At 68.1% G+C, this 25,098-nt stretch carries 27 protein-coding genes and 1 tRNA gene; 7 read left to right on the top strand and 21 right to left on the bottom strand.

Going from position 1 to position 25,098, the window contains the following annotated elements:
- Together AB4Z01_RS30805 and AB4Z01_RS30800 are read right to left on the bottom strand one after the other, a co-directional pair.
- Positions 1–342 (bottom strand): hypothetical protein (locus AB4Z01_RS30805; RefSeq protein WP_441700097.1); only part of this gene is annotated, 342 nt, incomplete at its 3' end.
- Positions 343–721: 379 nt separating this feature from the next.
- Positions 722–797 (bottom strand) — tRNA-Lys (locus AB4Z01_RS30800).
- A 163-nt stretch (positions 798–960) separates the two neighbouring features.
- Here AB4Z01_RS30800 and AB4Z01_RS30795 point away from each other — a divergent pair.
- Positions 961–1,347 (top strand): hypothetical protein, encoded by a 387-nt coding sequence (locus AB4Z01_RS30795; RefSeq protein ID WP_441700095.1) that lies wholly within the window; start codon positions 961–963, stop codon positions 1,345–1,347.
- Here the strand turns inward: AB4Z01_RS30795 and coaD are convergent.
- From coaD to AB4Z01_RS30775, 4 genes are all read right to left on the bottom strand, one after another.
- A complete protein-coding gene (gene coaD, locus AB4Z01_RS30790; protein WP_441700094.1) occupies positions 1,344–1,862 on the bottom strand; it encodes a pantetheine-phosphate adenylyltransferase in 519 nt (172 codons plus the stop codon). The two genes, AB4Z01_RS30795 and coaD, sit on opposite strands and share 4 nt — an antisense overlap.
- Before the next feature lie 14 nt (positions 1,863–1,876).
- Positions 1,877–4,654 carry a DNA gyrase subunit A gene (gyrA, locus tag AB4Z01_RS30785; RefSeq protein ID WP_441700093.1) on the bottom strand — a complete coding sequence of 926 codons (2,778 nt, stop codon included), beginning with the start codon at positions 4,652–4,654 and terminating at the stop codon, positions 1,877–1,879.
- A gap of 101 nt (positions 4,655–4,755) precedes the next feature.
- Positions 4,756–6,153, bottom strand: a complete 1,398-nt coding sequence (locus AB4Z01_RS30780) for an MATE family efflux transporter (protein ID WP_441700092.1) — start codon at positions 6,151–6,153, stop codon at positions 4,756–4,758.
- 50 nt (positions 6,154–6,203) lie between these two features.
- Positions 6,204–6,701: a TspO/MBR family protein gene (locus tag AB4Z01_RS30775; protein WP_441700090.1), complete on the bottom strand. Its 498-nt coding sequence runs from the start codon at positions 6,699–6,701 to the stop codon at positions 6,204–6,206.
- 97 nt (positions 6,702–6,798) lie between these two features.
- Between AB4Z01_RS30775 and AB4Z01_RS30770 the strand changes: the two genes are divergently transcribed.
- A complete protein-coding gene (locus AB4Z01_RS30770; protein ID WP_441700088.1) occupies positions 6,799–7,398 on the top strand; it encodes a LysE family translocator in 600 nt (199 codons plus the stop codon).
- Positions 7,399–7,436: 38 nt separating this feature from the next.
- Here the strand turns inward: AB4Z01_RS30770 and AB4Z01_RS30765 are convergent, their stop codons facing one another.
- Entirely contained in the window at positions 7,437–8,363 is a 927-nt protein-coding gene (locus AB4Z01_RS30765) for a LysR family transcriptional regulator (RefSeq protein ID WP_441700086.1), read from the bottom strand.
- A gap of 207 nt (positions 8,364–8,570) precedes the next feature.
- Between AB4Z01_RS30765 and AB4Z01_RS30760 the strand changes: the two genes are divergently transcribed.
- Both AB4Z01_RS30760 and AB4Z01_RS30755 read left to right on the top strand, forming a co-directional pair.
- The gene (locus AB4Z01_RS30760; RefSeq protein ID WP_441700085.1) at positions 8,571–8,756 is read left to right on the top strand and encodes a hypothetical protein; all 186 of its coding nucleotides are present in this window, start codon (positions 8,571–8,573) and stop codon (positions 8,754–8,756) included.
- Complete coding sequence (locus tag AB4Z01_RS30755) at positions 8,753–8,989, top strand: hypothetical protein (RefSeq protein WP_441700083.1); 237 nt, start codon at positions 8,753–8,755, stop codon at positions 8,987–8,989. The genes AB4Z01_RS30760 and AB4Z01_RS30755 overlap by 4 nt, the downstream gene beginning before the upstream one ends.
- Positions 8,990–9,011: 22 nt before the next feature.
- Here AB4Z01_RS30755 and AB4Z01_RS30750 read toward each other — a convergent pair whose 3' ends face one another.
- The 13 genes from AB4Z01_RS30750 to cpaB all read right to left on the bottom strand — a co-directional run bounded on the left by AB4Z01_RS30750 (position 9,012) and on the right by cpaB (position 21,043).
- The gene (locus tag AB4Z01_RS30750) at positions 9,012–10,034 is read right to left on the bottom strand and encodes an NADP-dependent oxidoreductase (RefSeq protein ID WP_441700081.1); all 1,023 of its coding nucleotides are present in this window, start codon (positions 10,032–10,034) and stop codon (positions 9,012–9,014) included.
- 103 nt (positions 10,035–10,137) lie between these two features.
- Entirely contained in the window at positions 10,138–10,611 is a 474-nt protein-coding gene (locus AB4Z01_RS30745; RefSeq protein ID WP_441700079.1) for a prepilin peptidase, read from the bottom strand.
- Positions 10,611–11,096, bottom strand: a complete 486-nt coding sequence (locus AB4Z01_RS30740; protein ID WP_441700078.1) for a TadE/TadG family type IV pilus assembly protein — start codon at positions 11,094–11,096, stop codon at positions 10,611–10,613. Before AB4Z01_RS30740 ends, AB4Z01_RS30745 begins: the two co-directional genes overlap by 1 nt.
- Before the next feature lie 43 nt (positions 11,097–11,139).
- A complete protein-coding gene (locus AB4Z01_RS30735) occupies positions 11,140–11,343 on the bottom strand; it encodes a Flp family type IVb pilin (RefSeq protein WP_441700076.1) in 204 nt (67 codons plus the stop codon).
- 73 nt (positions 11,344–11,416) lie between these two features.
- The gene (locus AB4Z01_RS30730) at positions 11,417–13,261 is read right to left on the bottom strand and encodes a pilus assembly protein TadG-related protein (protein WP_441700074.1); all 1,845 of its coding nucleotides are present in this window, start codon (positions 13,259–13,261) and stop codon (positions 11,417–11,419) included.
- On the bottom strand, positions 13,258–13,608 hold the full coding sequence (locus AB4Z01_RS30725) for a hypothetical protein (protein WP_441700073.1): 351 nt from the start codon (positions 13,606–13,608) through the stop codon (positions 13,258–13,260). Before AB4Z01_RS30725 ends, AB4Z01_RS30730 begins: the two co-directional genes overlap by 4 nt.
- Positions 13,605–14,381: a tetratricopeptide repeat protein gene (locus AB4Z01_RS30720; protein ID WP_441700071.1), complete on the bottom strand. Its 777-nt coding sequence runs from the start codon at positions 14,379–14,381 to the stop codon at positions 13,605–13,607. Before AB4Z01_RS30720 ends, AB4Z01_RS30725 begins: the two co-directional genes overlap by 4 nt.
- Positions 14,378–15,292 (bottom strand): type II secretion system F family protein, encoded by a 915-nt coding sequence (locus AB4Z01_RS30715; RefSeq protein WP_441700070.1) that lies wholly within the window; start codon positions 15,290–15,292, stop codon positions 14,378–14,380. Before AB4Z01_RS30715 ends, AB4Z01_RS30720 begins: the two co-directional genes overlap by 4 nt.
- Positions 15,293–15,295: 3 nt before the next feature.
- Positions 15,296–16,240, bottom strand: a complete 945-nt coding sequence (locus AB4Z01_RS30710) for a type II secretion system F family protein (protein WP_441700069.1) — start codon at positions 16,238–16,240, stop codon at positions 15,296–15,298.
- Positions 16,237–17,568, bottom strand: coding sequence for a CpaF family protein (locus tag AB4Z01_RS30705; RefSeq protein WP_441700067.1), 1,332 nt, complete (start codon positions 17,566–17,568; stop codon positions 16,237–16,239). The genes AB4Z01_RS30710 and AB4Z01_RS30705 overlap by 4 nt, the downstream gene beginning before the upstream one ends.
- Before the next feature lie 10 nt (positions 17,569–17,578).
- A complete protein-coding gene (locus tag AB4Z01_RS30700; protein ID WP_441700066.1) occupies positions 17,579–18,760 on the bottom strand; it encodes an AAA family ATPase in 1,182 nt (393 codons plus the stop codon).
- Positions 18,761–18,767: 7 nt separating this feature from the next.
- The gene (locus tag AB4Z01_RS30695; protein WP_441700065.1) at positions 18,768–20,129 is read right to left on the bottom strand and encodes a type II and III secretion system protein family protein; all 1,362 of its coding nucleotides are present in this window, start codon (positions 20,127–20,129) and stop codon (positions 18,768–18,770) included.
- Entirely contained in the window at positions 20,126–21,043 is a 918-nt protein-coding gene (gene cpaB / locus AB4Z01_RS30690; protein WP_441700064.1) for a Flp pilus assembly protein CpaB, read from the bottom strand. The genes AB4Z01_RS30695 and cpaB overlap by 4 nt, the downstream gene beginning before the upstream one ends.
- Positions 21,044–21,671: 628 nt before the next feature.
- Here cpaB and AB4Z01_RS30685 point away from each other — a divergent pair.
- The 3 genes from AB4Z01_RS30685 to AB4Z01_RS30675 are packed head-to-tail and all read left to right on the top strand — an operon-like array spanning position 21,672 to position 24,782.
- Positions 21,672–22,949, top strand: a complete 1,278-nt coding sequence (locus tag AB4Z01_RS30685) for an ABC transporter substrate-binding protein (RefSeq protein WP_441700062.1) — start codon at positions 21,672–21,674, stop codon at positions 22,947–22,949.
- A 35-nt stretch (positions 22,950–22,984) separates the two neighbouring features.
- Positions 22,985–24,019 carry a Gfo/Idh/MocA family protein gene (locus AB4Z01_RS30680; RefSeq protein ID WP_441700060.1) on the top strand — a complete coding sequence of 345 codons (1,035 nt, stop codon included), beginning with the start codon at positions 22,985–22,987 and terminating at the stop codon, positions 24,017–24,019.
- Between the two features lie 25 nt (positions 24,020–24,044).
- Positions 24,045–24,782 carry a ThuA domain-containing protein gene (locus AB4Z01_RS30675; RefSeq protein ID WP_441700058.1) on the top strand — a complete coding sequence of 246 codons (738 nt, stop codon included), beginning with the start codon at positions 24,045–24,047 and terminating at the stop codon, positions 24,780–24,782.
- A 92-nt stretch (positions 24,783–24,874) separates the two neighbouring features.
- On the opposite strand, the gene AB4Z01_RS30670 is transcribed toward AB4Z01_RS30675, so the two are convergent.
- Positions 24,875–25,098 (bottom strand): IS66 family transposase (locus tag AB4Z01_RS30670; protein ID WP_441700056.1); only part of this gene is annotated, 224 nt, incomplete at its 5' end.

Genomic DNA, 25,098 nt, shown 5'->3' with positions numbered 1-25,098 from the left:
GGCCGGAACCGGCGCTGCGGCAAGGCTCGCCAGCCGCTGCCGTGCCGCCGCTGCCGGCGCATGGCCGCCCTCCGCCGCCCAGCCGTAGAGCCGCGCGGCATCCTGCAGCCGGCCGGCGCGCTCCAGGGCGCGGGCGTACTGGTAGGCCAGCCGCGGCTCGGCTGGCTGCTCGGCCAGGGCAGCGCCACAGGCGGCAAGCGCCGTCTCAGCATCGATATCCGTCAGCGGGACCGCCTCGCCGGCGAGCGAATCGCAGAGCGCAACCGGCTCCTGAGCCCGCAGGCCGGCCGGCGCCGTCAGCAACAGCACCGCAAGGGCCAGCGCACGGGCGAGCTTCCTCATACGGATCCCCCCTGTCCCCTGGGGCAGCGGCCGCCGGTGGCGACGATACAGCCCCTCACTTCGCCGTGTCAGCCTGGAGTTTGCACTATGTGCCGGCGTCTCCCCAAGGTTTCTGCAGGGTGACGGCTAGGTTAATGTTCCATTGAGAGCGGAGCGCCTTTGCGCCGGCTCGCCGAAGCCGGATGCAGCACAATGGAGATCATGTCGATGACCGGCCGCAAGTCGATCGGAGATCGAGCGCTACGTGGCTGCAGCCCGGCAGAAGCTCCTCGCGAAGGCCGCCGTGACAGGATGACCGAGCAGCTTGCGGACAAGGAGTTGCAAACCTCGCCCGCGAAATCTGCAGCTCTCTTACAAATCAACTATTCAGTACGGGGAATGGTGAGCCGGGTGGGACTCGAACCCACGACCAGGGGCTTAAAAGGCCTCTGCTCTACCGACTGAGCTACCGGCTCACACTGCCGGCCCGGGCGGTCCCCGGGCGAGCGGGCCGCACATTAGGGAGGCACCGCGCGACGGTCAACACCTGCGACCCGCAAAGTGTGCGCTCCGTTACAGGCCGTTCGCAGCCCCGGCCCCATCATCTCCCGCAGCCGGACACGCGATGGGGAGAACGACATGATTGGCCAGGGACCGCTGCTCGGCGCGATGATCGCCGGCCTGATGCTGGCCGCCTGCGCGCCGAAGCCCATGCCGCAGCGCTCGCTCGACGATGGGGCGCGCGAAGTCGCGCTTGGGCTCATGAGTTTGACGATGTTCTGCGCTGTCCGGGGAGAATTTCTGGCCAAATCCGGCGCATCTCTCTCGTTCCCGTTGGATTGCCATGACCACCTGTCAAAGGTCCTCGACCTCCTGGCGGTCCGCTGCCCGGCCCTGCCCCCGGCCGACGGCCTGCCGCAGGATCCCGCCCGCGCCCACAAGCAGGCGGAGGATCCGCTCCCGGACCCGCTTCTGGTCCATCTCTGCGCGGTCTTCCCCTGGCGGGACGAGCCGGCTCGCCTCTAATCCGCCACCATCCCCTTGCGCCTGAACTGCTCGTTCAGGCGCTTGGCCACCAGCGGGCTGACGAAGGGGGCGATGTCGCCGCCCAGCCGGCCGATCTCCTTGACGAAGCGCGAGGAGATGAACTGGTAGCGGTCCGACGCCATCAGGAACACCGTCTCGATCACCGGATTGATCTTGGCGTTCATGCCGGCCATCTGGAACTCGTACTCGAAATCCGAGACGGCGCGCAGGCCGCGCACCACCGTGGTGGCGCCGACCGAGGCGGCGAAGTGCATCAGCAGCACGTCGAAGGAGCGGACCTCGATCGAGATCCCCTGAGCCACCAGGGGCGCGACGTCGGCCCGCACCAGCTCCACCCGCTCATCGGTCGAGAACAGCGGGCCCTTGCCATCGTTGCGGGCCACGGCGACGACCAGATGGTCGACGATCCGCGTCGCCCGCTGGATGATGTCCATATGGCCCTTGGTGATGGGATCGAAGGTGCCGGGATAGACCCCGATACGGCCCTTGGACATCCGTGCGGCTTTCCTTATGCGCCGTCGCCGCCCGACGCGGCGCCGTCCGGTTGCTCACCTGCGGCCTCAGCGGGCGCCGCTTCGTCAGCCGCATCGCCCTCGCCGCCGTCACCGTTCTCCTCCGGCACCGAAGCAACGGAGACGACATGCTCGCCGTCGGCGACGTTGAACAGCCGCACGCCCATGGTCTTGCGGGCGGCGATCCGGACATCCGCGACCGGGCAGCGGATCAGCTGGCCGCCATCGGTGACCAGGATGATCTCCTGGTTCGGCGAGATCGGGAAGCAGGCGGTGACGGCCGTGTTCTTCTCGCCCATCGCCATGGTCCAGATGCCCTTGCCGCCACGGCCGGTGATCCGGTAGCCATAGGCGGAGCTGAGCTTGCCGAAGCCTTCCTCGCTGACCGTCAGGATGAACTCCTCGACGGCCTCGAGCTCGGCGAAACGGGCGGGGTCGAGGTCGTGCTCCTCCACCGTCTCGCTGTCCTCGCCGTCGGTCTCCTCGCCCTCGGCCCGACGCAGCGCATTGGCCATGCGCAGGTAGTTGGCGCGCTCGTCCGGCGTCGCGTCGAGATGGTGCAGGATCGAGATCGAGATGACGCGATCATCCTCACCCAGGCGGATGCCGCGCACACCGTCCGAATCGCGGCTCTTGAAGACGCGGACATCGGTGACCGGGAAGCGGATGCACATGCCGACATGGGTGGCCAGCAGCACGTCCTGGTCGTCGCTGCAGACCTTGACGCCGATCAGGCTGTCGCCCTCGTCCAGCTTCATCGCGATCTTGCCGTTGCGATTGATGCTGGTGAAGTCGGCCAGGCTGTTGCGGCGGACGCCGCCGCTGGCCGTGGCGAACATGACGTAGAGCTGGTCCCAGGTGCTCTCGTCCTCCGGCAGCGGCATGACGGTGGAGATGGTCTCGCCCTGCTGCAGCGGCAGCATGTTGACCATCGCCTTGCCGCGCGACTGCGGCGTGCCGATCGGGAGGCGGTAGACCTTGAGCTTGTAGACGATGCCGCGGCTGGAAAAGAACAGCATCGGCGTGTGGGTGTTGGCGACGAACAGGTCGGAGACGAAATCCTCCTCCTTCGTCGCCATGCCGCTGCGGCCCTTGCCGCCGCGGCGCTGCGCCCGGTAGGTCGACAGCGGCACGCGCTTGATGTAGCCGCCGTTGGAGACGGTGACGACCATGTCCTCGCGCTGGATCAGGTCCTCGATATCGGCCTCGAATTCGAGGTCGAGGATCTCGGTCTTGCGCGGGGTGGCGAACTGATCCTTCATCTCGATCAGCTCGGTGCGCAGGATCTCCAGCAGCTTCTCGCGGCTGGCCAGGATCGTCAGGTACTCCTGGATCTCGGCGACGATGGCGCGCAGGTCGTCGCCGATCTTGTCGCGCTCCAGCCCGGTCAGGCGGTGCAGGCGCAGGTCGAGGATGGCGCGGGCCTGGACTTCGGACAGCCGGTAGGTGCCGTCCTCCGCCAGCGGGCGGCCCGGTTCGTCGACCAGCGCGATCAGCGGCGCGATCTCGCCGGCCGGCCAGGCCGTGGCCATCAGTTCCTCGCGCGCCGTCTGCGGGTCGGGAGCGCGGCGGATCAACTCGATCACCCGGTCGATATTGACCACGGCGGTGGCGAGGCCGACCAGGACATGGGCGCGTTCGCGGGCGCGGGCCAGCAGGTAGCGGGTGCGCCGGGTGATCACCTCCTCGCGGAAGGCGATGAAGGCTTCGATGATCTGCTTCAGGTTCAAGAGCTCGGGCCGGCCGCCGAGCAGCGCGAGCATGTTGACGCCGAAGGAGGTCTGCAGCGGGGTCGAGCGGTACAGCTGGTTCAGCACCACATCGGCGCTGGCGTCGCGCTTCAGCTCGACGACGATGCGGACGCCATCGCGGTCGCTCTCGTCGCGCAGCTCGGAGATGCCTTCGACCGTCTTCTCGTTGACGACCTCGGCGATCCGCTCCATCAGCCGCGATTTGTTCACCTGGAACGGAATCTCGGTGAAGATGATCGCTTCGCGGTCCTTGCGGATCTCCTCGATCGACGACCGTGCCCGCATCACCACGCTGCCGCGGCCGGTGGCGACGGCCGAGCGGATGCCGGAGCGGCCGAGGATCATGGCGCCGGTCGGAAAATCCGGACCCGGCACGATCACATTGAGCTCCTCGATCGTGATCGCCGGGTTCTCGATGGTGGCGAGGCAGGCGTCGATCACCTCGCCCAGATTGTGCGGCGGGATGTTGGTGGCCATGCCGACGGCGATGCCGCCGGCGCCGTTGACCAGCAGGTTCGGGAAGCGCGACGGCAGCACCGTCGGCTCGGACTGGGTCTCGTCGTAGTTCGGCTGATAGTCGACCGTGTCCTTGTCGATGTCGTCCAGCATCGCCTCGGCGGCCTTGGCCAGGCGCGCCTCGGTGTAGCGCATGGCCGCCGGCGGGTCGCCATCCATCGAGCCGAAATTGCCCTGCCCCTGGATCAGCGGCAGCCGCATCGAGAAGTCCTGCGCCATGCGCACCATGGCATCGTAGATCGCGCTGTCGCCATGCGGGTGGTACTTACCCATGACGTCGCCGACGACGCGGGCCGACTTCTTGAACGGCTTGGTCGAATCGTAGCCGCCCTCCTTCATCGCGAACAGGATGCGGCGATGCACCGGCTTGAGGCCATCGCGCACATCCGGCAGGGCGCGGGAGACGATCACGCTCATGGCGTAATCGAGGTAGGAGCGGCGCATCTCCTCCTCGATCGTCACCGGGGTGATGTCGAAGTGCGGCGGCGTGGTGGGACGTTCGGTCAAGGCACTGTCCGGGCTGGCAAAAGGACGCGCCCGGACAGCCTGCCGGGCGCGGCGACGCTAGCACGTTTCCGCACCTGCGAACAATCGCGCCGGAGCAGCCCTCAGGCGGCCGCCCCGGCCGCCGACGAAGCCCGGGCGTCGCCGCGCGCCAGCAGGTGGAAACGACCAGCCAGGAGGCCGACGGAGACCACGCTGGCGATCAGGATCGCCTCGAACAGCCCGACCGCGCCACGGCCGAGATGGACGCCCAGGAACCAGCCCAGCGGCGTCATTACCACGACGTAGGAGATGGTGTGCAGCAGCGTCGGCACCACCACGTCGCCGCGGCCGCGCAGCGCGTTGGCGACCACCACCTGGCCGCCATCGACGATCAGGATGAAGGTCGAGACCACGACCACCGGCACCACCAGCGGGATCAGCGCCGGATCGCTGGTATAGGCCTCGGCGATCGGCCGGGCGAAGATCCACAGCACGGCCCCGAAGGCCACCATGACGACGCTGTTGACGCCGAGCCCGACCCAGCCGGCCAGCACCATGTCCTTCAGGTCGCGCCGGCCATGGGCGACGCCGACCCTGACCGCGGTGGCGGAGGCGAGGCCGAGCGCCACCATGAAGATCAGGGCGATCAGGTTGAGGCCGACCGAGAACGCGGCCAGCGGCAGGGTGCCGAGCAGGCCGGCGTAGAAGGTGAGCGCGGTGAAGGCACCCGATTCGATGAAGATGCTGAGGCCGCCGCCATAGCCGAGCTGGCGCTGCTTGGTCCAGTCGCGCCAGCGCCAGCCCTGCCAGCGGCGGATGCCGAAGGTGTCGCGGTCGCGCATCCACCAGACATAGGCGACCAGGCTGGCCGCTAGGAACACGCGCGAAGCGGTGCTGGCCCAGGCGGCGCCCATCGCCCCGAGCTCCGGGAACCCGGCGGCGCCGAACACCAGCAGCCAGTTGACCAGCGCGTTGAGGAGGTTGGCGACGATCATCGCGATCATGCCCGGCACCGGCCGCTTCAGCCCTTCCAGGAAGAAGGCGGTGACGGTGTAGATCACCGCCGCCGGCATGCCCCAGCCGAGCACGATGGCGATGTCAGCGCCGGCCTTTGACAGCTCCGGCCCCTGGCCGGTCAGGAGCAGCAGCGGCTCGATGAAATGGCACAGCACGGCCAGCACCAGGCCGATGGCGCCGCCATAGATCAGCGCCCGGTGCCAGACCGCGCCGCATTGGTCGGGCCGGCCGCGGCCGAGGGAATTCGCGCTCATCACCAGCGTGCCGATGACGAGGCCGGTGGAGGTGCCGATCATGCTGCCGATCGGGGCGTTGGCGATCGACAGATGGGCCAGGTCAGCGCTGCCGTAGCGGCCGACGAACAGGGTGTCGACCAGCGCCATCAGGATCAGCCCGGCACGCGCGACGATCACCGGCAGCGCCAGCCGCAGCAGCTCATAGACATGTCGCCGGACCCGGGCGCGCATCCAGCTTTCGCCCGGCCGGATCGGAACCTGGTACATCGCGGCGCCTCCCCTTGGAGCGGCACCCTAGCAGCAGCGCCATACCGGGATCAGCCGTTCAAACGCCAGATCTGCCATGCGACCGCCGTCGCATAGGCCAGCCACAGGACATAGGGCGCCAGCATGGCCGCCGCGGCCGGATCGACGCGTCGGAAGGCGATCATCGTGGCGGCAGCCGCGAGCAGGACGGGAACGATCACCACGGCCCCGAGGGTCACGCTCTCGAGACCGAAGAACACCGGGCTCCAGGCCAGGTTGAGCGCCAGCTGGAGCGCGAACAGGCCCAAGGCTAACCCGGCGCCGGGGCGGTCGCCACGGCGCCAGACCCGCCAGGCGGCAGCGCCCATCAGCAGATAGAGGATGGTCCAGGCCACCGGAAACGCCCAGTTCGGCGGGGTCAGCGATCCCTTGACCAGCGCCCGGTACCAGGGCGTGTCGCCGCTGCCGCTGAGAATGCCCGACAGCATCCCGAGCCCGAGACAGCCGGCCATCGCGGCCGGCAGCGTCCAGAGGGGCGGTCGCCGGGTGGCGGATGACGATTCGGCCATGTTCACTCCGTCGAAGGGACACGATTGATGTAGAGCGCGCTGTCGGCGATCGAGTCCGCGGGCTATCCTTCTCTCGCCGACCGACGGAGCCACACCGATGATCACCGCCCTTGCCCTGTTCGCCGTGCCCGTCGCCATCGCCGCCATGCTCCCCGGCCCGGCCCAGACCGCCCTGGTGGCGCGGGTGCTGTCGCGCGGCGCCGGCGAGGCCCTGCCCTTCGTGCTCGGCATGATCGCCGGCAACGTGCTGTGGCTGGCGGCGGCCGTGTTCGGCCTGTCGGCGCTGGCTCTGGCCTATGAACCGGTCTTCGTCGCCGTGAAATGGGCTGGCATCGCCTATCTCGTGGTCTTGGCCTGGAAGCTCTGGCGCGCCCCGGCCGCGGACCTGGAGGCAGCGCCGCGCCGGACCGGCGGATTCCTCGGCGGAGCGGCGCTGACGCTAGGCAACCCGAAGGCGGTGGTATTCTACGGCGCGGTGCTGCCGCAGGTGGTCGACCTGACCACGCTCGATGCCGCCGACATCACCGCGGTGTTCGCGGTGCAGATCGGCATCGACCTGCTGGTGCAGTCGGCTTATGTGCTGGGCGCCGCACGCGCCCGCAGCTTCTTCCGGTCGCCGCGGCGGCTGCGACTCGCGAACCGCTCCGCCGCCGCGATGATGGCGGGCTCCGCCGCGCTGATCGCCGGCCGCGGGTGAGAGGCCGCTTCGAAACTTACCTTTCGAAACGACCTCCATCAGGCCGGGACCGCCGTCCCCGCCTCCCCCTCCAGCAGCCGACGCTCGGCCGCGAACAGGGCGGCGATCGCCTCCTTGGCCCGGGCGACGCGGGGCGAGCGGCCGACATCCTGGTGCACGACCAGGCGGTAGCGGTGCTCCATCGCCGGCACGATCGGCGACACCCGCACCAGGTCCGGATCCACGTCGCCGACGAAGCAGGGGATCAGCGCCAGCCCGGCGCCGGACAGCAGCGCCGACAGCATCAGGTCGGTGGTGGTCAGGCGCAGGATCCGGGCGTTCCCGGCCGATGCGAGCTGCCTATCGAGCGGGTAGCCATCGACATCGCTGCCGACCCGCACCCGCTCGCTGTCGTAGAGTACCCAGTCGCAGGCGGCGAAGCGCGCCTCGGTCCGGGCCTCCGCATGGCGATCGACATACGTCCGCGCGCCATAGACGGCATAGGCGGACCGGGCGACGACGCGGGAGCGCAGGCCCGGCAGGTCCGGCACCGATGCGTAGACGCCGAGATGCACCGAATCGCCGGCGAGGTCCGGCAGTTGCCGCTCGAAATCGAGGGCGAGATCGATGCCGGGCAGCACCTCGCGCAATCGGGCCAGACGTTCTGCCAGGAAGCGGCTGGCCCAGCCGCCGCCGGCGACCCGCACCAGCCCGGTGCCGGGATCGGCCTGGATCCGCGCCTCGCGCTCCAGCGCCGCTGCCGTCTCCGCCATGGCGCGCAGATGCGGCAGCAGCGCCTCTCCGGCCGCGGTCGGGCGATAGCCGTCGGCGCTGCGCTCGAACAGCACCAACCCCAGCCGCTCCTCCAGCGCCTGGACCCGGCGGCCGATGGTCGGCTGGCTGAGGCCGAGGCGCCGCGCCGCCGCCGACAAGCTGCCGGTCTCGACCACCGCATGGATCACACGCAGATCATCCCAATCGGTCACGGCAGGCCCCGTCTTTGCACCCGAACGGAAACGTACAGTCCCTCTCCGTTATTGTCGAATAGCGTACGTCTGCGTTCCGCCCCATCCTCCGCCGCATGACCGCCCGATGCGCGGCCCGTTCATCTCTCCTGACAGGATGATGTCAGGAGGGGTGGCGTAGTCTCCCATCATCGCCTCGAGGTTGCCGAGGCCGAGATGGAGGATCCGATGGCCGTTCTGACCGAGGTGGTGATGTACCGGGCCCGGCCCGGCGCCGCGGCCGAGACCGTGGTCACGGTGTCCGACGCCAGCGGCCCGGTGATCATCGGACGATACGGCATCGACGCGGTCCCGCCGCCGGCGCCGAAGGCTGCCGCCTGCCCATTTTCCATGGCTTCCAGGAGATCGTCATGAGCACCCATGCCCTGCGCCTGCCACTGCGTCAGCACCCCGCCGGCCTGCTGGAGCGGATCTGGCACCGCATCGCCGGCGGACCGGCTCGCTCGGCCTCACGGCAGAACCGGCTGCGGCCAGAGATGCTGAGCGACTCCGCCCGCAGCGACCTCGGGCTGCCGCTGGACACGGATTTCGACGCCGCGATCACCCGCATCGGCCTGATGGCCGTGGCCGGACGGACCCTGCTGTGATGCCCTCCTGTAACGTCCGGCGCTACTCCGCCACCTTGACCAGGAGCTTGCCGAAATTCTCGCCCCGGAACAGCCGCAGGAAGGTCCGGGGCGCCGTCTCCAGCCCCTCGGCGACGTCCTCGCGGTAGCGGAGCTTGCCGTCGCGGATCCAGCCGGAGACGTCGCGCAGGAAGGCGGCGTGCTGGTCGGCGAAGTCGCTGACGATGAAGCCGCGCAGGGTCAGCCGCTTCGACAGCACGCTGCGCATCAAAGCCGGCACCTGGTTCGGCCCGTCCGGCAGGCTGGTGGCGTTATACTGGGCGATCAGGCCGCAGACCGGAATCCGGGCGAAGGGGTTCAGCAGCGGCCACACCGCTTCCCACACCGCGCCGCCGACATTCTCGAAATAGACGTCGATCCCGTCGGGCACGGCCGCGCCCAGCCGCTCGGCGAAATCCGGCGCGCGATGGTCGACCGCGGCGTCGAAGCCGAGCTCGCCGGTCAGGTAGGCGCCCTTCTCGGCCCCGCCGGCGATGCCGACGACGCGCGCGCCCTTGATCTTGGCGATCTGCCCGACCACCGACCCGACCGCGCCGGAGGCGGCGGAGACCACGACGGTCTCGCCCGGCTTCGGCTGGCCGATGGTGAGGAGGCCGGTATAGGCCGTCATCCCGGGCATGCCGAGCACGCCGACCGCGGTCGAGATCGGCCCCAGCGCCGGGTCGACCTGGCGCAGCCCGGTGCCGTCGGACAGGGCGTAATCCTGCCAGCCGGTGCGGCCCTCGACGATGTCGCCCGGGGCGAAGCCGGGGTGGTTCGAGGCGACGACCCGGCCGACCGCGCCGCCGACCATGACCTGGCCGATCTCGACCGGCGCCGCGTAGGATTTCGCATCGCTCATGCGGCCGCGCATATAGGGATCGAGCGACAACCACAGCGTGCGGATCAGCAGCTGGCCCGGCCCCGGCGTCGGCACCGGCTCCTCGACCAGACGGAAATCGGTCTCCTTCGGCTCCCCGACCGGCCGAGCGGCCAGCAGGATCCGGCGATTCACATCGGTGCTCATGATGGTCTCCCAGCTACGGATGGCGGGAGCTAAGCACCATTGTCACGCGAGATGAAGGGATTTGGCATTATCAACATAAACTGAACGCAAAATTCGGTCGATATCACGCACCCCGGATGAAGACTGTGACGGTGACGGCCAGCAGCCCGACCGCGAGTGCCGGGCCGAAGGGCCGCATCTCGCGCCATTTCACGCCGCGCCATGGCGCCATGGCCAGTGTGGCCAGCAGCGCCACCAGGCTGGCCAGGATCAGCACCACGAGGCTGCCCTGCAGTCCGACCCAGAGGCTGGCGGCGGTCAGGAACTTCAGGTCACCCCAGCCGATCCGGGCGTGGCGGTCGATCTTCTGCATCACCCAGGCGGTACCGGCCAAAAGGGCGAAGGTGAGCACGGCGACACCGAGCGACAGGCCGAGGGTCTTGAGCGTCGGGCTGCGGACCACGGCCTGGGCCAGCCCGCCCGCGGCCAGCGCCAGGTTGCAGATATTGGGGATCCTGCTCTCGCGCAGATCGATCAGCACGATCGGCAGCAGGAGCAGGACCAGGAGGCCGAGGAAGATGAAATCCAGCCCGGCCATCAGTATCCGCCGTTTGAGACGGTCGCCGTCGCCTTCGGCGTGCTTGTCGGCAGAGGCAGCAATTCGCCCAGGTCGGTGTCCGACCCCCAACCGCCGTTTCCTCCCGGCTTCGAAGGATCGTAGCTCACCGTCACCTCGAACAGGCGCTCATCCGCGGTTGATGGCGTGGCCGTCACCTCCCAGCCGGCCGCGCCCAGGATCGGCCCGTAGGCGGCAAGCACCGCCTCGGCCGTCCGCTTCGCCAGAGTCTCCCGTTCATCCTGGTCCAGCCCGGCGACGGAGGCGCGTGCGCCCTCGCTCGCCGCCTGGTTGACGGCGAGCCAGGTGCCGAAGTGGATGCCGTAGATGATGATGCCGAAGAGCAGCATCACGAAGACCGGCGCGACCAGGGCGAATTCGATCGCGGCCAGCCCGGACTCGTCGGAAATGGCGGCGAGCCGTTGCCGGCCCGCCACTCGAGTTGCACGTCGCACGGAGAGGGTCATGGCTGTTCCCAGGAACGCTTGAAGAGAGTTACGAGCGTTCGGGCTAGCTGCCAGTGCCCGTGCCGCTGGTTCCGGTGATCTTCGAGCCGATGTTGCCGAGGGCGGTGGAGATGTTCGCCCCCAGGCTTGTAGCCGCCGTCGCGATACCGAGGGCGACCAGAGCCCCGAGGATGGCGTATTCGACGGCAGAGATGCCCTGCTCGTCCCGAGCGATCTGGCGCGTCTTCTTGAAGAAATTCCGCAACATGATTTAACCTCCTGATACAACCGGGATCATTTTCACCCCGCCCGCGGCCCCGGCGCCGCCAGCGGTGTCTTCGTCACCGGATCAGCACGGGCACGCCGCAGCGCACCCCGGTGACGACGACGTCCATGACGCCCAGGCGGATGCCCAGGGCGGCGAGAAGAGTGTCGACCAGCGGATCGAGAACACCTTTGATCACGGGGTCGAGAAGCTGGTGCAGGGCACCGACCGTCTTGCCGACCGCGTCCAGCTTGACCGGGATCAGGCAGAGCCCGCCGAGGCTGATGACGCAGGCGCTCAGCTTCAGCCTCGGCTCCTTGGTGACGGGGTCGGTGCCACCGAGCTCGGCCAGAAGATTGTCGATCATGCCGGCGCTGGCGACCGATTGCGCGACGTGGTTGTCGATATCGTCGCGGTCGAAGACCAAATCCTGATACGAGCCGCTGCCCACATCGACCCCGGCCCGGCCCGAGACCCGGACGATACCGATCAGCCCCAGCAGGCTGACATCCACCAGCGCGGCGGGCTGGAAGTCCTCAACGGTCAGCCGGTGGCTGAAATTGGTCAGCAGATTGGGCGGCAACACGCCGATGAAGGCCTTGGCCACGCCGCTCCTGGCCTCGACGGTCACGGTGGCGTCCTTGGCCGGCTCGAGCCCGCAGGAGATGTCCTTCAGCGTCGCATCCCCATAGCCGGCCTCGACATAGAGCGGCAGCTGGATGCCCTGGCCCAGCAGCCCGAACAGATCCAGGAGTTGCAGCTTGAGCTGCAGCCGGACCTGCGCGGTGTGGACCGTCATCCCTTCCGGCCCGAAGGCGAAGGGCGGCGACTTCGGCGGCTCGATCAGGGTCGCGGCGACCTGCAGCGACGCTATTCCAGGCAGCCCGACATTGAGCGCGGGGATGTAGATCGCATTGTTCTTGTTGGCCACCTGGATTGCCATGGTGACCAGCTGGAAGACGTTCAGGTCGGCAGCCAGCGCCGTCGGCGCCGTCGACTCGCCGATCGGCAGATTCTTCCAGACGCCGAGATCCACCAGATCGCCGACGGTCAACTCCGGATTGCCGACGATCTGCCCCTGCAGCGACACCAAGCTACCGATCGTGACGTCGGTGACGGTGCCGGCCTTCTTCAGCGCGTTAATCGCCGCCTGCAGCAGATTGCCGACGCCGACCTTGGCATCAAGCAGCCGGTCATAGGTACCGGCCGAGACATTGACATTGACCCCGAGCGCGTCGAGGAAGGTCAACGCGTCGATGTTGGCATTCAGCAGCCCCTCATACTGGACCGCCGTCAGATTGATCCGAGTGCCCAGCACATTGCCCAGAACAGCGTTGAGCAAAGCGCTCTTCTGGGTGTCGACCTCGACCAGGCCGGTTCCAGCCTGGAAGCCGGCTTCGTCGATGCGCGCGGCGGTGGCCTGGACGCTGACCTTGTGCAGGTTGGGATCACTAGCCCCTGGAGTCCCGCCGATCTGCCCGCTGCCCTCGTCCTCCGACAGCACGGCACGGGACAGGACGCCCGGCACGGTCGTCTGGGCCGACACCATGACGGCATTCGGCGCCGTCGGCGTCCTCCCGTCGGGGCATGCAGCGAGACCCGGCAGGAAGCGGGCGGAAGGCACCTTGATATTCTCGAAATCCGGGCAGTAGGTGCCGATGGTGGTGGACGCCAGCGCGTCGGCGCCGAAACCATTGCGCTGCAGCAGATCGCCGGCGATGGCCGAGGCCTCGACCGGGTTCTGCGCCGCCGATAATGCCGCCATGTCCGTGGCCGTCTGCAGGTGGCGGCGCTGGGCGTACCAGAAGCCGACATCGGTCGCGAGTGCGGTCACGCCGATCACCGGCAGCAGCATCAGGGCCGCAAACGGCGCGATCGCACCGCGGTCGCCAAAGATCGGTCGCAAGATGCGGGATGTCATGGCCGCCCCCCCGATGATCCGCCCATGCCGCCCGGTCCGAAGCCGGAATCGGACCCGCCATAGGATCGGCTGTTCCCGCTCGGCAGCGGCTTGCCGATACTCTGCATGTAGTTGTCGTAGATCTGACCCGCCTCGCCGGCGGCGAGACCGCCCTGACCGCTGGGCCGAGGCGCCGACTGCTGTTGCGCCCGCAACACCTGAAGGGTGCGGTTGGACTCGAACCAGTCGGGCTGGGCCGGCCGAGCCGGAACCAGCGCCTGCTGCGCCCCCGCCGTGGCGACCGGCAAGAACAAGAGGGCGGCACACAGCGCCGACAGGCGGGCTTTCGTCGAGGCCGGTCGGATCATGGCTGGGTCTCCGGAGCTTGTGCCAGGCGCCGCGGGGCAGCCACCGCACCGGTGCCCGCGGTGGTCGGCGACCGGATCTGGCCACGCGCTGTCCTGACCATCTGCTCGACCGCCCGTCGCTCCTTGGCGTCGGTGATCCGGCCGATCATGGCCTTCGCCGTATCGCCCTGGCCGGCGATGTCGAGGCAGAGAATCAGGTTGTTGCGGACCTGTGCATTCGTGGGCGCGAGCTCGCTGGCCTGGCGCAGCGTGAACAGCGCCTCGTCATAGGAGGCGATGTGCATCTCGGAAAAGCCGAGGTCGTTCAGGTATTTGACGTTGATCGGCTCGCGCCGCACGGCCTCGTGGAACTGCGCCCGGGCCTTGGCCCAGTCGCCGCGCCCGGCGGCGACCCGGCCGAGCCCGTCATAGGCCGCCGCTGCCTGGTCGCCGTTCACCAGCCCGCGATAGATCGCCTCTGCCCGGTCGTAGTCCTGGATGTCGAGGAACGCGTCGGCCCGCAGCACCTGCGCCCGCAGGTCACCCGGGTGGCGGTTGTCGTAGTCGTCGAGATAGGCCAGCGCGGCCCGCGACTTGCCGCCCTGCCGCAGCTTGTCGACGATGCCGAGATAGAGGTCGCGGGAATTCTCGGCGTCGAGCGGCGCCGCCTGCGGCAGCTGGTCGGCCGGGGACGGCTCGCGACGCGACGTGCTGTCGCCGCCGAACAGGCTGGAGCAGGCCGTCAGCCAGGGCAGCGTCGCCAGCACTGAGAGACGAAGCGCCGTCCGCATCATTGGTTCAGCCCCGACAAGGTCTTGAAAATGGCAACGACGGCCGGCGCAGCGAGCACGATGAACAGGGCCGGCATCAGGAACACGATCATGATGACCGTCATCTGGGTGGTCTTGCGGCCRATGCTCTCGCGGGCGGTCGAGACCCGCCGGTCGGAGAATTCGCGCACGAAGTCCCGCAGCGCTGGCCCGAGCTCGGTGCCGTAGATCAGGGTCTGCTTGAACAGCGACGTGACCTCACGGATTCCGTTGACCGCCAGCCGCTCGGCCCAGCGGTCCAGCGCCTGGTCGTAGCCCATGCCGCGCTGCAGATCGTCGACCAGGATGCGCATCGACTGGTGGATCCGCGGCATGGCCCCGCCATCCGCCTGGGCCAGGGAGCGGAAGCACTGGTCGAGGCTGACGCCGCTCTCCAGCATCAGCAGCAGGACGTCGAGGGCGAAGGGAAGCTCGGCGCCGATCCGGCGCTGCCGCATCGATGCCAGCGAGCGCAGCACGAATTTGGCGCCGACATACACCAAGCCGCCGGCGGCCAGCGGGTAGAAGCGCGCCAAGCCGGACCAGCGGCCCATCAGCCACAGCGCCAGCGCGACTGCGACGATCGCGGCCATGGCCGCGGCCAAGCGCAGGGCAGCAAAGACGATCAGGCTGCGCGGATTGTAGAAGCCGGCGGCACGCAGGGACTGCAGGATCTCCTCGCGATCCTTGCCGCCGCCGATCAGGATCCGATCGAACGGCTTCAGCCAACCGACGGCACCGCGGGCCTCGCCGACACGGGACCGGCCGGAGATCCCGGTCAGCCTGCGCCGCAGCCTCGCCTCGCCCACGGTGCCGCGCAGGCCGAGCCCGAGCAGAAGCAGGGTCGAGCCTGCGGTGAGGATGAGCACGGCGAGCTCGAGGCTGGAGAGCGGCATGGCCTAGAACTCCAGCCGCATGAGGCGACGCATGATCAGGATGCCGAGCAGCTGCAGCCCGATCGCGATCGCCGCCAGCCGGGGCCCTTGCTCGGCCTCGACGAAGAACAGCAGGTAGCTCGGATTGACAATGCCGATCATGGCGGCGAAGCCGAGCATCGCGGCGGCGATGATCGGAATCAGGCCGAGAACGATCGCGCTGAACCGGATCTCCGCCGTCGCCGCCTTGAGCTCGCGCCCGACCCGCGCCTGGTCGCGCAGGATCTGCACCAGATTGGCAAGCACCACCGACAGCCGGCCGCCGAAACGGAAATTGGTCTCGATCGCCGTCGCCAACATATACAGCTCCGGCACCTCCAGCCGATTGGCAAGCCAGGACACCGCCTCCGGGATCGGCGCGCCGTTGTTGATGCGGCGGATCATCGGCTGCAGGTAGCGCTGCAACGGCGGCGATGCGTTCTCCGCCGCCTTGAGCAACGCCTGCTGTGTCGAGTTGCCGACCATCAGCAACTGGCGCACAGCATCGAGGAACATCGGCAGGCTGGCGATGAAGGCGTTGAGGCGCCGGCTGGCCAGGTTCGCCAGGATGTAGAGGCCGCAGGCCGGGACGGCCGCCGCGACTGCAGCGGCGGCGATCGGGCTGAACAGCCAAGCCAAGCCGGCGATGACGCCGGCCAGCAGTAGGCCGGCGGCGATGAGAAGGCGCGGCGGCGACGGGGCCAGGTCGGCCCGGGCCAACCACAGCCGCAGCAGGCGCGGCATCCGGGCGGGAGTGGCGACGATCCGCCCTGTCGCCGTGTCGCCGACCGGGATCGCATTGCGCAGCGCGTGCAGGCGTTCCTGCACCTGCCGCTGCCGGCGGCGCTGGGCGCGGCCGGCCAGCAGGCTCAGCCCGGCCATCGCGAACAGCGCCAGGATGCCCAGCAGCAGGAAGCCGAGGCCGGTCACAGCGACATCCCCATGGCGGCCCGGAGGTCTGGCGCCCCCACCAGCCGGTGGGCGTAGAACGGGCGGGCCGAATGGACCCGGAACTCGCCCAACCCGCTCAGCGGTGGCTGCTCCTCGAAGGTGAAGAGCTGGTTCAGACTGTAGCTGTCGCCCTCCAGGCCGGTCAGCTCGGACACCGAGGTGATCCGCCGTTTGCCGTTGGCCATGCGGTTGACCTGGACCATGATCTGGACGCTGTTGGCGATGTAGCGCCGCAAGGTCTTCGGATCGGCCGTGAGACCGCCGAAGCCAAGCAGCATCTCCAGCCGGCCGAAGGCGTCGCGGCTGGTATTGGCGTGCATCGTCGCCATCGACCCGTCATGGCCGGTGCTCATCGCCTGCAGCATCTCGACCGCCTCGGCGCCGCGCACCTCACCCAGGATGATACGGTCGGGCCGCATCCGCAGGGCATTGCGCACCAGGTCGCGGGCGGTGACCTCGCGGCTGCCRTCGAGGTTGGGCGGCCGCGTCTCCAGCCGCACCACATGATTCTGCCGCAGCTGCAGCTCGGCCGCGTCCTCGATGGTGATCAGCCGCTCTTTCTCCTCGATGAAGCCGCTGAGCATGTTGAGCAGCGTGGTCTTGCCCGAACCGGTGCCGCCGCAGATCATGATGTTGAGACGCGAGCGCACGGCGGCCGCCAGGAAGCCAAGCATCTCCGAGCTCATCGAGCCGAGCCTCACATAGTCCTGGGCCCCCATGGCCTGGACCCGGAACTTGCGGATCGACACCATCGGCCCGTCCAGCGCGACCGGCGGGATCACCACATTGACCCGCGATCCATCCGGCAGGCGGGCGTCGACATAAGGCGTCGCCTCGTCCACCCGGCGGCCGATCGGGCTGACGATGCGCTGGATGATGTTCATCAGATGCGCAGTGTCGCGGAACCGGATCGGCACGACAGAGAGCTGGCCGCCGCGTTCGACATAGATCCGGAACGGCCCGTTGACGATCACGTCGTCGATCGTCGGATCCTTCAGGAGAGGCTCGATCGGGCCGAGGCCGACCACCTCGTTCTGCACCTCGGCCGCCAGCAACGCCCGCTCGGCGGCGTTCAGGGCCAGACCTTCCTTGGCGGCGAAGCGGGTGATGGCCTGCTCGATGCCGTCGCGGATCATCGCCCCGCTGGCGGTCTCGGCGGTGATGCCGAGCGCCTCGAGCTGCTCCAGCACAAGGTTGAAGATGGCGAACTTCGTGCGCTGATAGCCATCGGTGGTCCGCAGTTCGGAGGCGGCCAGCTCGGGATCCCCCGAAGCCCTCTTGCCAACGCTGTTGATCAGCCCCGCCATGCCCATCCCCTCACGAAGTCCGCAGCCGGCCGAACAGGCCGATGCCGCGCGGTGCTGACCGCGCGGCCGGGCCGGGGACGGACACGCCCTCGGCCGCGAGCTTCTCCAGTGCCCGGCTGTACGGCACGCGCGGTTGCTCCAGCACCAGCGGGCGGCCTGCATTGAGCGCATTGATCAACTCGACCCGGGCCGCCGGCAGCCGCACCGACCGACGAACGCCGAGCGCCTCGCGCATCTGCTCCTCGGTCAGGCCGATCCCCGGCGTGTGGTCCTCGACCACCAGAGTGACGCGGTCCAGCATCTTGGCGCTTGGGCCGATCTGGACCAGGAGGTCACGGCAGGCCTTGATCGCGGTGAGCTTCTGCGGCGCGACGAGATAGATGCGGCCGGCGGCACGGACGAACTCGTCGAGCAGGCCGGGATGGCGGATACCGCCAGCGTTCAATACCACTTCGCCGAACAGCGCGCGCAACACCAGCAGCATCGAGGCAATGGCGTCGGGCGCGATGTCGTGCACCTCCTCCCCCGCCACGGCCAGGGGCAGGATGTGCAGGCCGGACGCGACGTGATGGCCGAGTGCCGAGGACAGTAACGTGCGATCCAGCCGCGACAGATCCTGGACCGCGTCGCGGATGGTGTAGTTGAGCGGCACGTTGAGCGCAGCACCGGCTTCGCTCGACGGCAGCGCGCCGTCGACCAGCAACGCCCCGCCCGCCGCCCTGGCCCGGAGCACCGCGAGATTGACCGCGAACAGCCCCTCGCCGCCCGGCTGCCCGCTGAGCACCAGGGTCATCGTGCCGCTGCCGCCGGCATCGCCGCGCGGCGCGCCGGCCAGATGCGGGCCAAGCTGGCTGCGCAGGGCTTCCCGGTCGTTGCCACGGTCAATGACGTCCGCGGCCCCGGCGCGGATCGCCCGCAACACTGACCGGGCATCCCCCTCGTCGCCGAGTACAATGATAGGCGCGTCCGGATCGGCGCCGGCTACGGCGCGGACCGCTTCGGTGAGGACGGTGCCGAAGCCCTCGACCGGATCGGCGTCGAGCAGGATCAAGTCCGGCTTCGCCTTGCCGCACAGCTCCGCCAGCGGCGCCGTCTCCGGCGCCGAGCGGATGATCGCGGCCGTCCCTTCCAAGGCGGCGATCAGGCCGGCGGCGAGGGCAGTGTCGGTGGTGGCGGCGACGATCCGGAACATCGGCGACCTACCTCATCAGTCCGTAGGGCGCGAGATGATCCTGAACCTGGTCAACGTTCAGGATCATGTCGCCGATGGTCGGGTTGTACTTGCGCGTGTCCACCCCGGGCAGCGGCGGGATCTTGCCGGGTGCCAGGGGGCTGACCAGCCGCGGCGTAGCGACGATGATCAACTCCTGCCGCTCCTGCTGGTTGGTGGTGCTCTTGAACAGGGCGCCGATGATCGGCAGGTCGCCAAGCCAGGGGAACTTGCTCTCGTTGACCTGGCTGTTGCTGTACATCAGCCCGGCCAGGATGAAGCTCTGGCCATTGCCCAGTTCGACCGTGGTCGAGGTCGAGCGGCGGCGGAAGGCCGGCACGCTGAAACCCTGGAACTCGAGCGCGTTGGCGAAGTCCAGCTCGCTGACTTCCGGCGCGACCTTGAGCACGATGCGCTTGTCCGACATCACCACCGGCGCGATCTGCAGCTTCACGCCGTATTCGTGGTACTCGATCGTCACCGTGCCCAGCGACGCGCCGCCCTGGGGCACCGGGATCGGCACCTCGCCGCCGGCCAGGAACTCCGCCTGGTCGCCGGAGCGGACCAGCAGCGTCGGCTGGGCCAGGAGCTGGGTCAGCCCGGCCTGCGACAGGGCGCTAAGGATGCCGATGATGCCGTTGCGCGGATCGCCGAGGAACAGGTTGAAGGCGCTGGCCAGYGGGACCGAGGCCGAGAGAGAGAGGTTGGGGTTGGCCTGGAAGCTCTGCAGCGAGTTCGGACCGATGATCGCGCCCTGGAAATCGCTGCCGCCGAGCGCCGCGAAGTTGAAGCCGAGGGCGCGCAGCGTGGTCGCCGACACCGCCGCGAATTGGATGTCCACCGCGACCATCTGGTTGCCGGTGACCCGGGTCAGGTCGACGACGTTGCCGCCGCCATAGGCGCGGGCGATGCTCGACGCACGGGCGTGGGAGTCGAGATCCGGCACGGTGCCGGACAGCACCAGCGTATCGCCGTCGCGGTTCACCCGTACGCCTTGCAACCCCGGCTGGCTGCGGATCTGCCGAGCCGGGTCGCCACGATCGGGGATGGTCGGCAACGCAACCGCCGGAGCGCCGCCGACGGTGATGTCGTAGGAGACTCCCTGGCCCGACTGCGCGGTGAATATGCTGAGCGTGGTCTGGCCCGACTGCAGTCCGGTGATCTGCAACTGGTCCTCGTTCAGGGCGGTCGCATCGATGATGCCACCCTGGCCGACGACGATGCGGGTGATCGGCGCCGGCAGATTGAGCACGCGCTGGGCCCCGACGCCGAGCCGCAGTTCCTCCGCCCCTGCGACCTGGGCGACGAGGACGAAGACCGCGACCCATAGCATACGGACCACAAATCTCATCGCCGCTCTCCGGACGTCTTGGGATAGATCAGCTGGGTGCGGTCGCCGACGATCAGCTCGATCGGCCGTTGCTGCGGCGTCGCAGGAGCGGCCGCCGGCGAGGCCGGGCCGCGAATGTCGGAGAGCTTGGCGGTGTTGTCGTCGATCATTTGCAGATCGTCGCTGCCGCGCAGGGACAGGTAGAAGGAGCCGAGGCTGCGGGCCAAGGCGAATTTGGCGATCTGGTCCGGCGTCATTGCCAGGCTGATGGTCCGCGCCGGCTCGCTGCGGCGTCCGGCGACGCCCGCGGCCTGTTCGCTGGCGGTCTGGACCAGGCTCGGATCGCCCAGGGTGGCGCCGACGGTGAGGACCAGCACGTCCTGCAGCACGGTGCGCGCCTCGCTGACGTCGGTTTCCGGCCGCTCCGCCCCGCTCTGCTTGGCCAAAACGGCATCAGGCAGCACCAGCTGGACGTCGACCTTGTCCCCCGGCCGGACGAACTGGCTGACGGCGATCTCGTCATTGGTCAGGATGCTGATCGCGCGGTAACCGGCGGGGACCAGCGCGGCGAGTCCCGCCTTGGCCGGGTCGGCGGAGATGGTGGAATCGAGCAGCAACTGCTGCGGCAGGATGTCGGCGGTCGCCACCTTTCCGACCACATCGCCGATCGCCGTCCGCCCACCCTGCGGCATCGGTCCGGCGATCATGGTGGTGGAGACATCTTCGCGCGTGACGACTTGCCCACGCGCGATGAACCTGGCCGCCGTCATGACGCCGACCACCTTCATATCCACAGGCGCGGACTGAACCACCGGCGCCGGGGCAGAGACCGTTCCCACCGGCACGGAACTCTTATAGATTCCATAGGCAATCAGCGAGACCGCTCCCAGCCCCCCGAGGACCAGATAAGCTCGTGTCAGCGCATTCGTGTTCATCGGTGGGGGGCTTCAATGCACATATCAAACCATACGGCCTGCTCGGCGGGCGGCATTGCCAAACCTACTCGCCTAGCGCCTTAGGACTCCAGAGTATTTGCTCATTCCCTGCGTTCCCTAAAAGATGAGCTAAACTAGCAGTAATAGCCGACTATGTAGCACAAACCAGACTTCGGCACAAGCTTTATTACGTCCCGCAAAAGCAGCAGCAAATCTTACTAGAATTCGGGAAGCAGAAAAAGCTGCATATCCTGTTATGCATGAGAATGGAGCTAAACTGCGCCGGAGTGTTTTCCTAGAAGCCCGACCGAGAGTTGCAAACTATATCGAAATATATGGAATATTTATTTATGTCCATTTTTTTGTCTAACCTCGCATCGAGAAAACATCCAGCCGTGTCATGGAGGCCACGACCGCTGGTTGTAGAAGGCCAGGGCGGATTATGCCTTCTGCGAGATCCTTAAGTACTCCTTAAACCCCATGAGCGAGCCTCAGAGCCCTCTTTCTTCCGGCCGGCGGATGCCGATCCCGGCGCCGATTGCCGGTTGCCAAACATCCTCACGCCACTAACCTGAAAGCGGTTGCAGCGGACGTCGGAATCCGTTCGTCGAGATCACAGGAGGAAACCATGTCCGGGAAGCACCTGACAGCTCTCGCCGCTCTTGCCCTCACCATGGCGACAACTTCGGCTGCCTTCAGCGCCGAGGTCACCTTCGCCTGCGGCTCGACCGGCATCCAGTCCAGGCTGTGCGACGAGGCGGCCAAGGCCTGGTCGGCCACGACCGGCAACACCGTCAAGGTCGTCGCCGCGCCGCAATCCACCTCGGAGCAGCTGGCCCTGTACCAGCAGTTCCTCACCGGGAAATCCAGCGACATCGATGTGTTTCAGGTCGACGTCATCTGGCCCGGCATCCTCGGCAGCCACTTCGTCGACCTGAAGCAATATGTTGATCAGGCCACCATCGATCAGTATTTCCCGAACATCGTCCAGGGCCTGACCCGCGATGGCCAGCTGCTGGCCCTGCCGTGGTACACGGATGCCGGGCTGCTGTACTACCGCCAGGACCTGCTGGACAAATACAAGCTCAAGGTGCCCGGGACCTGGGCCGAGCTGACCGAGACCGCCAAGACCATCCAGGACGGCGAGCGGCAGGCCGGCAACGACCGCTTCTTCGGCTTCGTCTTCCAGGGCCGGGCGTATGAAGGCCTGACCTGCGACGCGCTGGAATGGATCGCCAGCTTCGGCGGCGGTTCGATCGTCGGGACGGACGGCAAGATCACGATCGACAACCCGCAGGCGGCCAAGGCGCTGGACACCGCCGCCTCCTGGATCGGCACCATCGCCCCCGATGGGGTGCTGAACTACATGGAGGAAGACGCGCGCGGCGTGTTCCAGTCCGGCAACGCCGCCTTCATGCGCAACTGGCCCTATGCCGCCAGCCTGGCGGAGGCGGTCGACAGCCCGGTCATGGGCAAGGTCGGCTATGCGCCGCTGCCGCAGGGCGATGGCGACGGCGCCCGCCACGCCGCGACGCTGGGCGGCTGGCAGATCGCAGTCTCGAAATACTCCGAGAACCCCAAGGAAGCGGCGGCCTTCGCCATCTACCTGACCTCCCGGGACGAGCAGAAGCGCCGGGCCATGGAGGGCGGCTACCAACCGACCATCCCGGCGCTGTATGAGGATGCCGAGCTGCTGCAGAAACGCCCCTTCTTCAAGACGACGCGGCAGATCCTGGACAGCGCCGTGGCCCGGCCGTCGGCGGTGACAGGCGAACGCTACAGCGAGGTCTCGTCGTTGTTCTGGAACGCGGTCCACAGCACCCTATCGAAACAGGGCGACGGCGCCGCCAACCTGGCGCAGTTGCAGAAGGACCTCAACCGGCTGAGCCGCGGCGGCCGCTGGTGAGCATCACGGGATAACGGAAGCATGAAGGAGATGGAATGTCGGTCAAGGTGATCCAGGTCGGCCTGGGCGGCTGGGGCATGAACTGGGCCCACACCATCCTGCCGCAGGTCAAGGCGGTCGACGTCGTCGGCTTCGTCGACGCCAGCCCGGAGGCGCTGAAGCGGGCCGAGGAGACGCTGGGCTTGGCCGAGGACAAGTGCTTCCCCAGCCTCGACGCCGCCATCGCCGCCGTCGATGCCGAGGCGGTCCTGGCGGTGCTGCCGACCGCCGGGCACAAGACCGTCAGCGAGGCCGCGCTCAAGGCCGGCAAGCACGTGCTGGTCGAGAAGCCCTTCACCTCGACGCTGGAGGAAGCGCAGGAGCTGATCGACCTGGCCAAGCGGGTCGATCGGATCCTGATGGTCAGCCAGAACTACCGCTACATGTCGGCGGTGCAGACGGTGGCCGACCTGGTGCGCGATCGCACCTATGGCCGGCCGCTGTCGGCGCTGATCGACTTCCGGCAGAACTGGAAGGTGACCGGGCACCGCTACCACGACATCCCGGGCCCGCTGCTGCTGGACATGGCGATCCACCATTTCGACCTGATGCGCATGATCTTCGGCGAGAACGTGCAACGGGTCGCCTGCCGCAGCTGGAACACGCCGGACAGCCCGTTCAAGGACCACGCCGCCGCCCACGCGTTGCTGGCGCTCGAGAACGGGCTGATGGTGTCCTACAACGGGTCCTGGGTGTCGCGCGGCACGCCGACCACCTGGACCGGCGAATGGGCTATCGAGTGCGAGGAAGGGCAGCTGGTGTGGCAGGCCCGCGGCATGGCCGGCGAGATCGCCGACAAGCTGGCGCTGCGCAAGCCGGACGGGTCGATCCGGGACCTGCCGATGAAGCCGCTGGCGCTGATCGACCGGGCCGGCACGCTGAATGCCTTCGCCGCCGCTGTCCGCGGCCAGCCGCCGCGCTACTTCACCTCGGGCGAGGACAACATCCATTCCCTCGCCACCAGCTTCGCCTGCATGCGGTCGGGCGCCCAGGACGGCACATGGGTGTCGCTGTCCGAAATCCTGCCCTGACCGCGCAATCCCGGAGACAAGCGACATGGCCCTTCCCCGCCTGCTGGTCTGGAACGAGTACCGGCACGAACTGCAGAACCCCGAGGTCTCGGCGGTCTATCCCGACGGCATTCACGAGGCGATCGCCGACCCGCTGCGCCAGCGCGGCTTCCCGGTCGCGACAGCGACGCTGGACCAGCCCGAGCACGGGCTGACCGATGAGGTGCTGAACGGCACCGACGTGCTGCTGTGGTGGGGACACAAGGCGCATGAGGAGGTGTCGGACGCCGTGGTCGAGCGAGTGCGCCGCCACGTCATGGGCGGGCTCGGCCTGATCGTGCTGCATTCCGGCCACTACTCGAAGATCTTCCGCCGGCTGATGGGCACCAGCTGCAGCGTCAACTGGCGGGTGCACGGCAAGGAGGGCGAGACCGAGCGGATCTGGGTCACCGCCCCGGCGCATCCGATCGCGGCCGGGCTCGACCGCTATATCGAGCTGCCGCAGGAGGAGATGTATGGCGAGTTCTTCGACGTGCCGGAGCCGGACGAGCTTGTCTTCGTCAGCTGGTTCAAAGGCGGCGAGGTGTTCCGCAGCGGCCTGAGCTATCGTCGCGGCTATGGCCGGATCTTCTACTTCCGGCCCGGGCACGAGACTTTCCCCAGCTATCACAATGTCGAGGTGCAGAAGGTCATCGCCAACGCCGCGTCCTGGGCCGCCCAGCCCGGGCTGCGCCGCACCCCGCCGGATAATATGCGGCGGGAGCCGATCGAAGCGATCGGCTGAGCGCCGCAGCCCAATGCAAACGGGCCGGCTGGGTGAACCAGCCGGCCCGCTTCGTTTCATCCCTTCGGGTAACTGCCCAGGTGCAGGCGTGATTAGGCGGAGTTGAGGTTATGGATGAGTTGTGTTGGGCAGGATGACAGTGTTTCGAGCAGGTTCCATCCGCGCTTTCGAGCGGTGCCGATGAGGGTGCGGAGCGTGGCGAAGTTGTCTGCGCCTTGAGATGTGCGGAACCCGCCGGAGATTTTCTGTCGGAGTTTCATCATCCGGGCATCGCGCTCGGCTTCGTTGTTGGTGAACGGCACCGCCGGGTTGTGCA

The sequence above is a fragment of the Inquilinus sp. YAF38 genome (assembly GCF_052113205.1).
In the GTDB taxonomy this organism is placed as follows: domain Bacteria; phylum Pseudomonadota; class Alphaproteobacteria; order DSM-16000; family Inquilinaceae; genus Inquilinus.
This window is presented reverse-complemented; position numbering and strand designations above follow the sequence as displayed.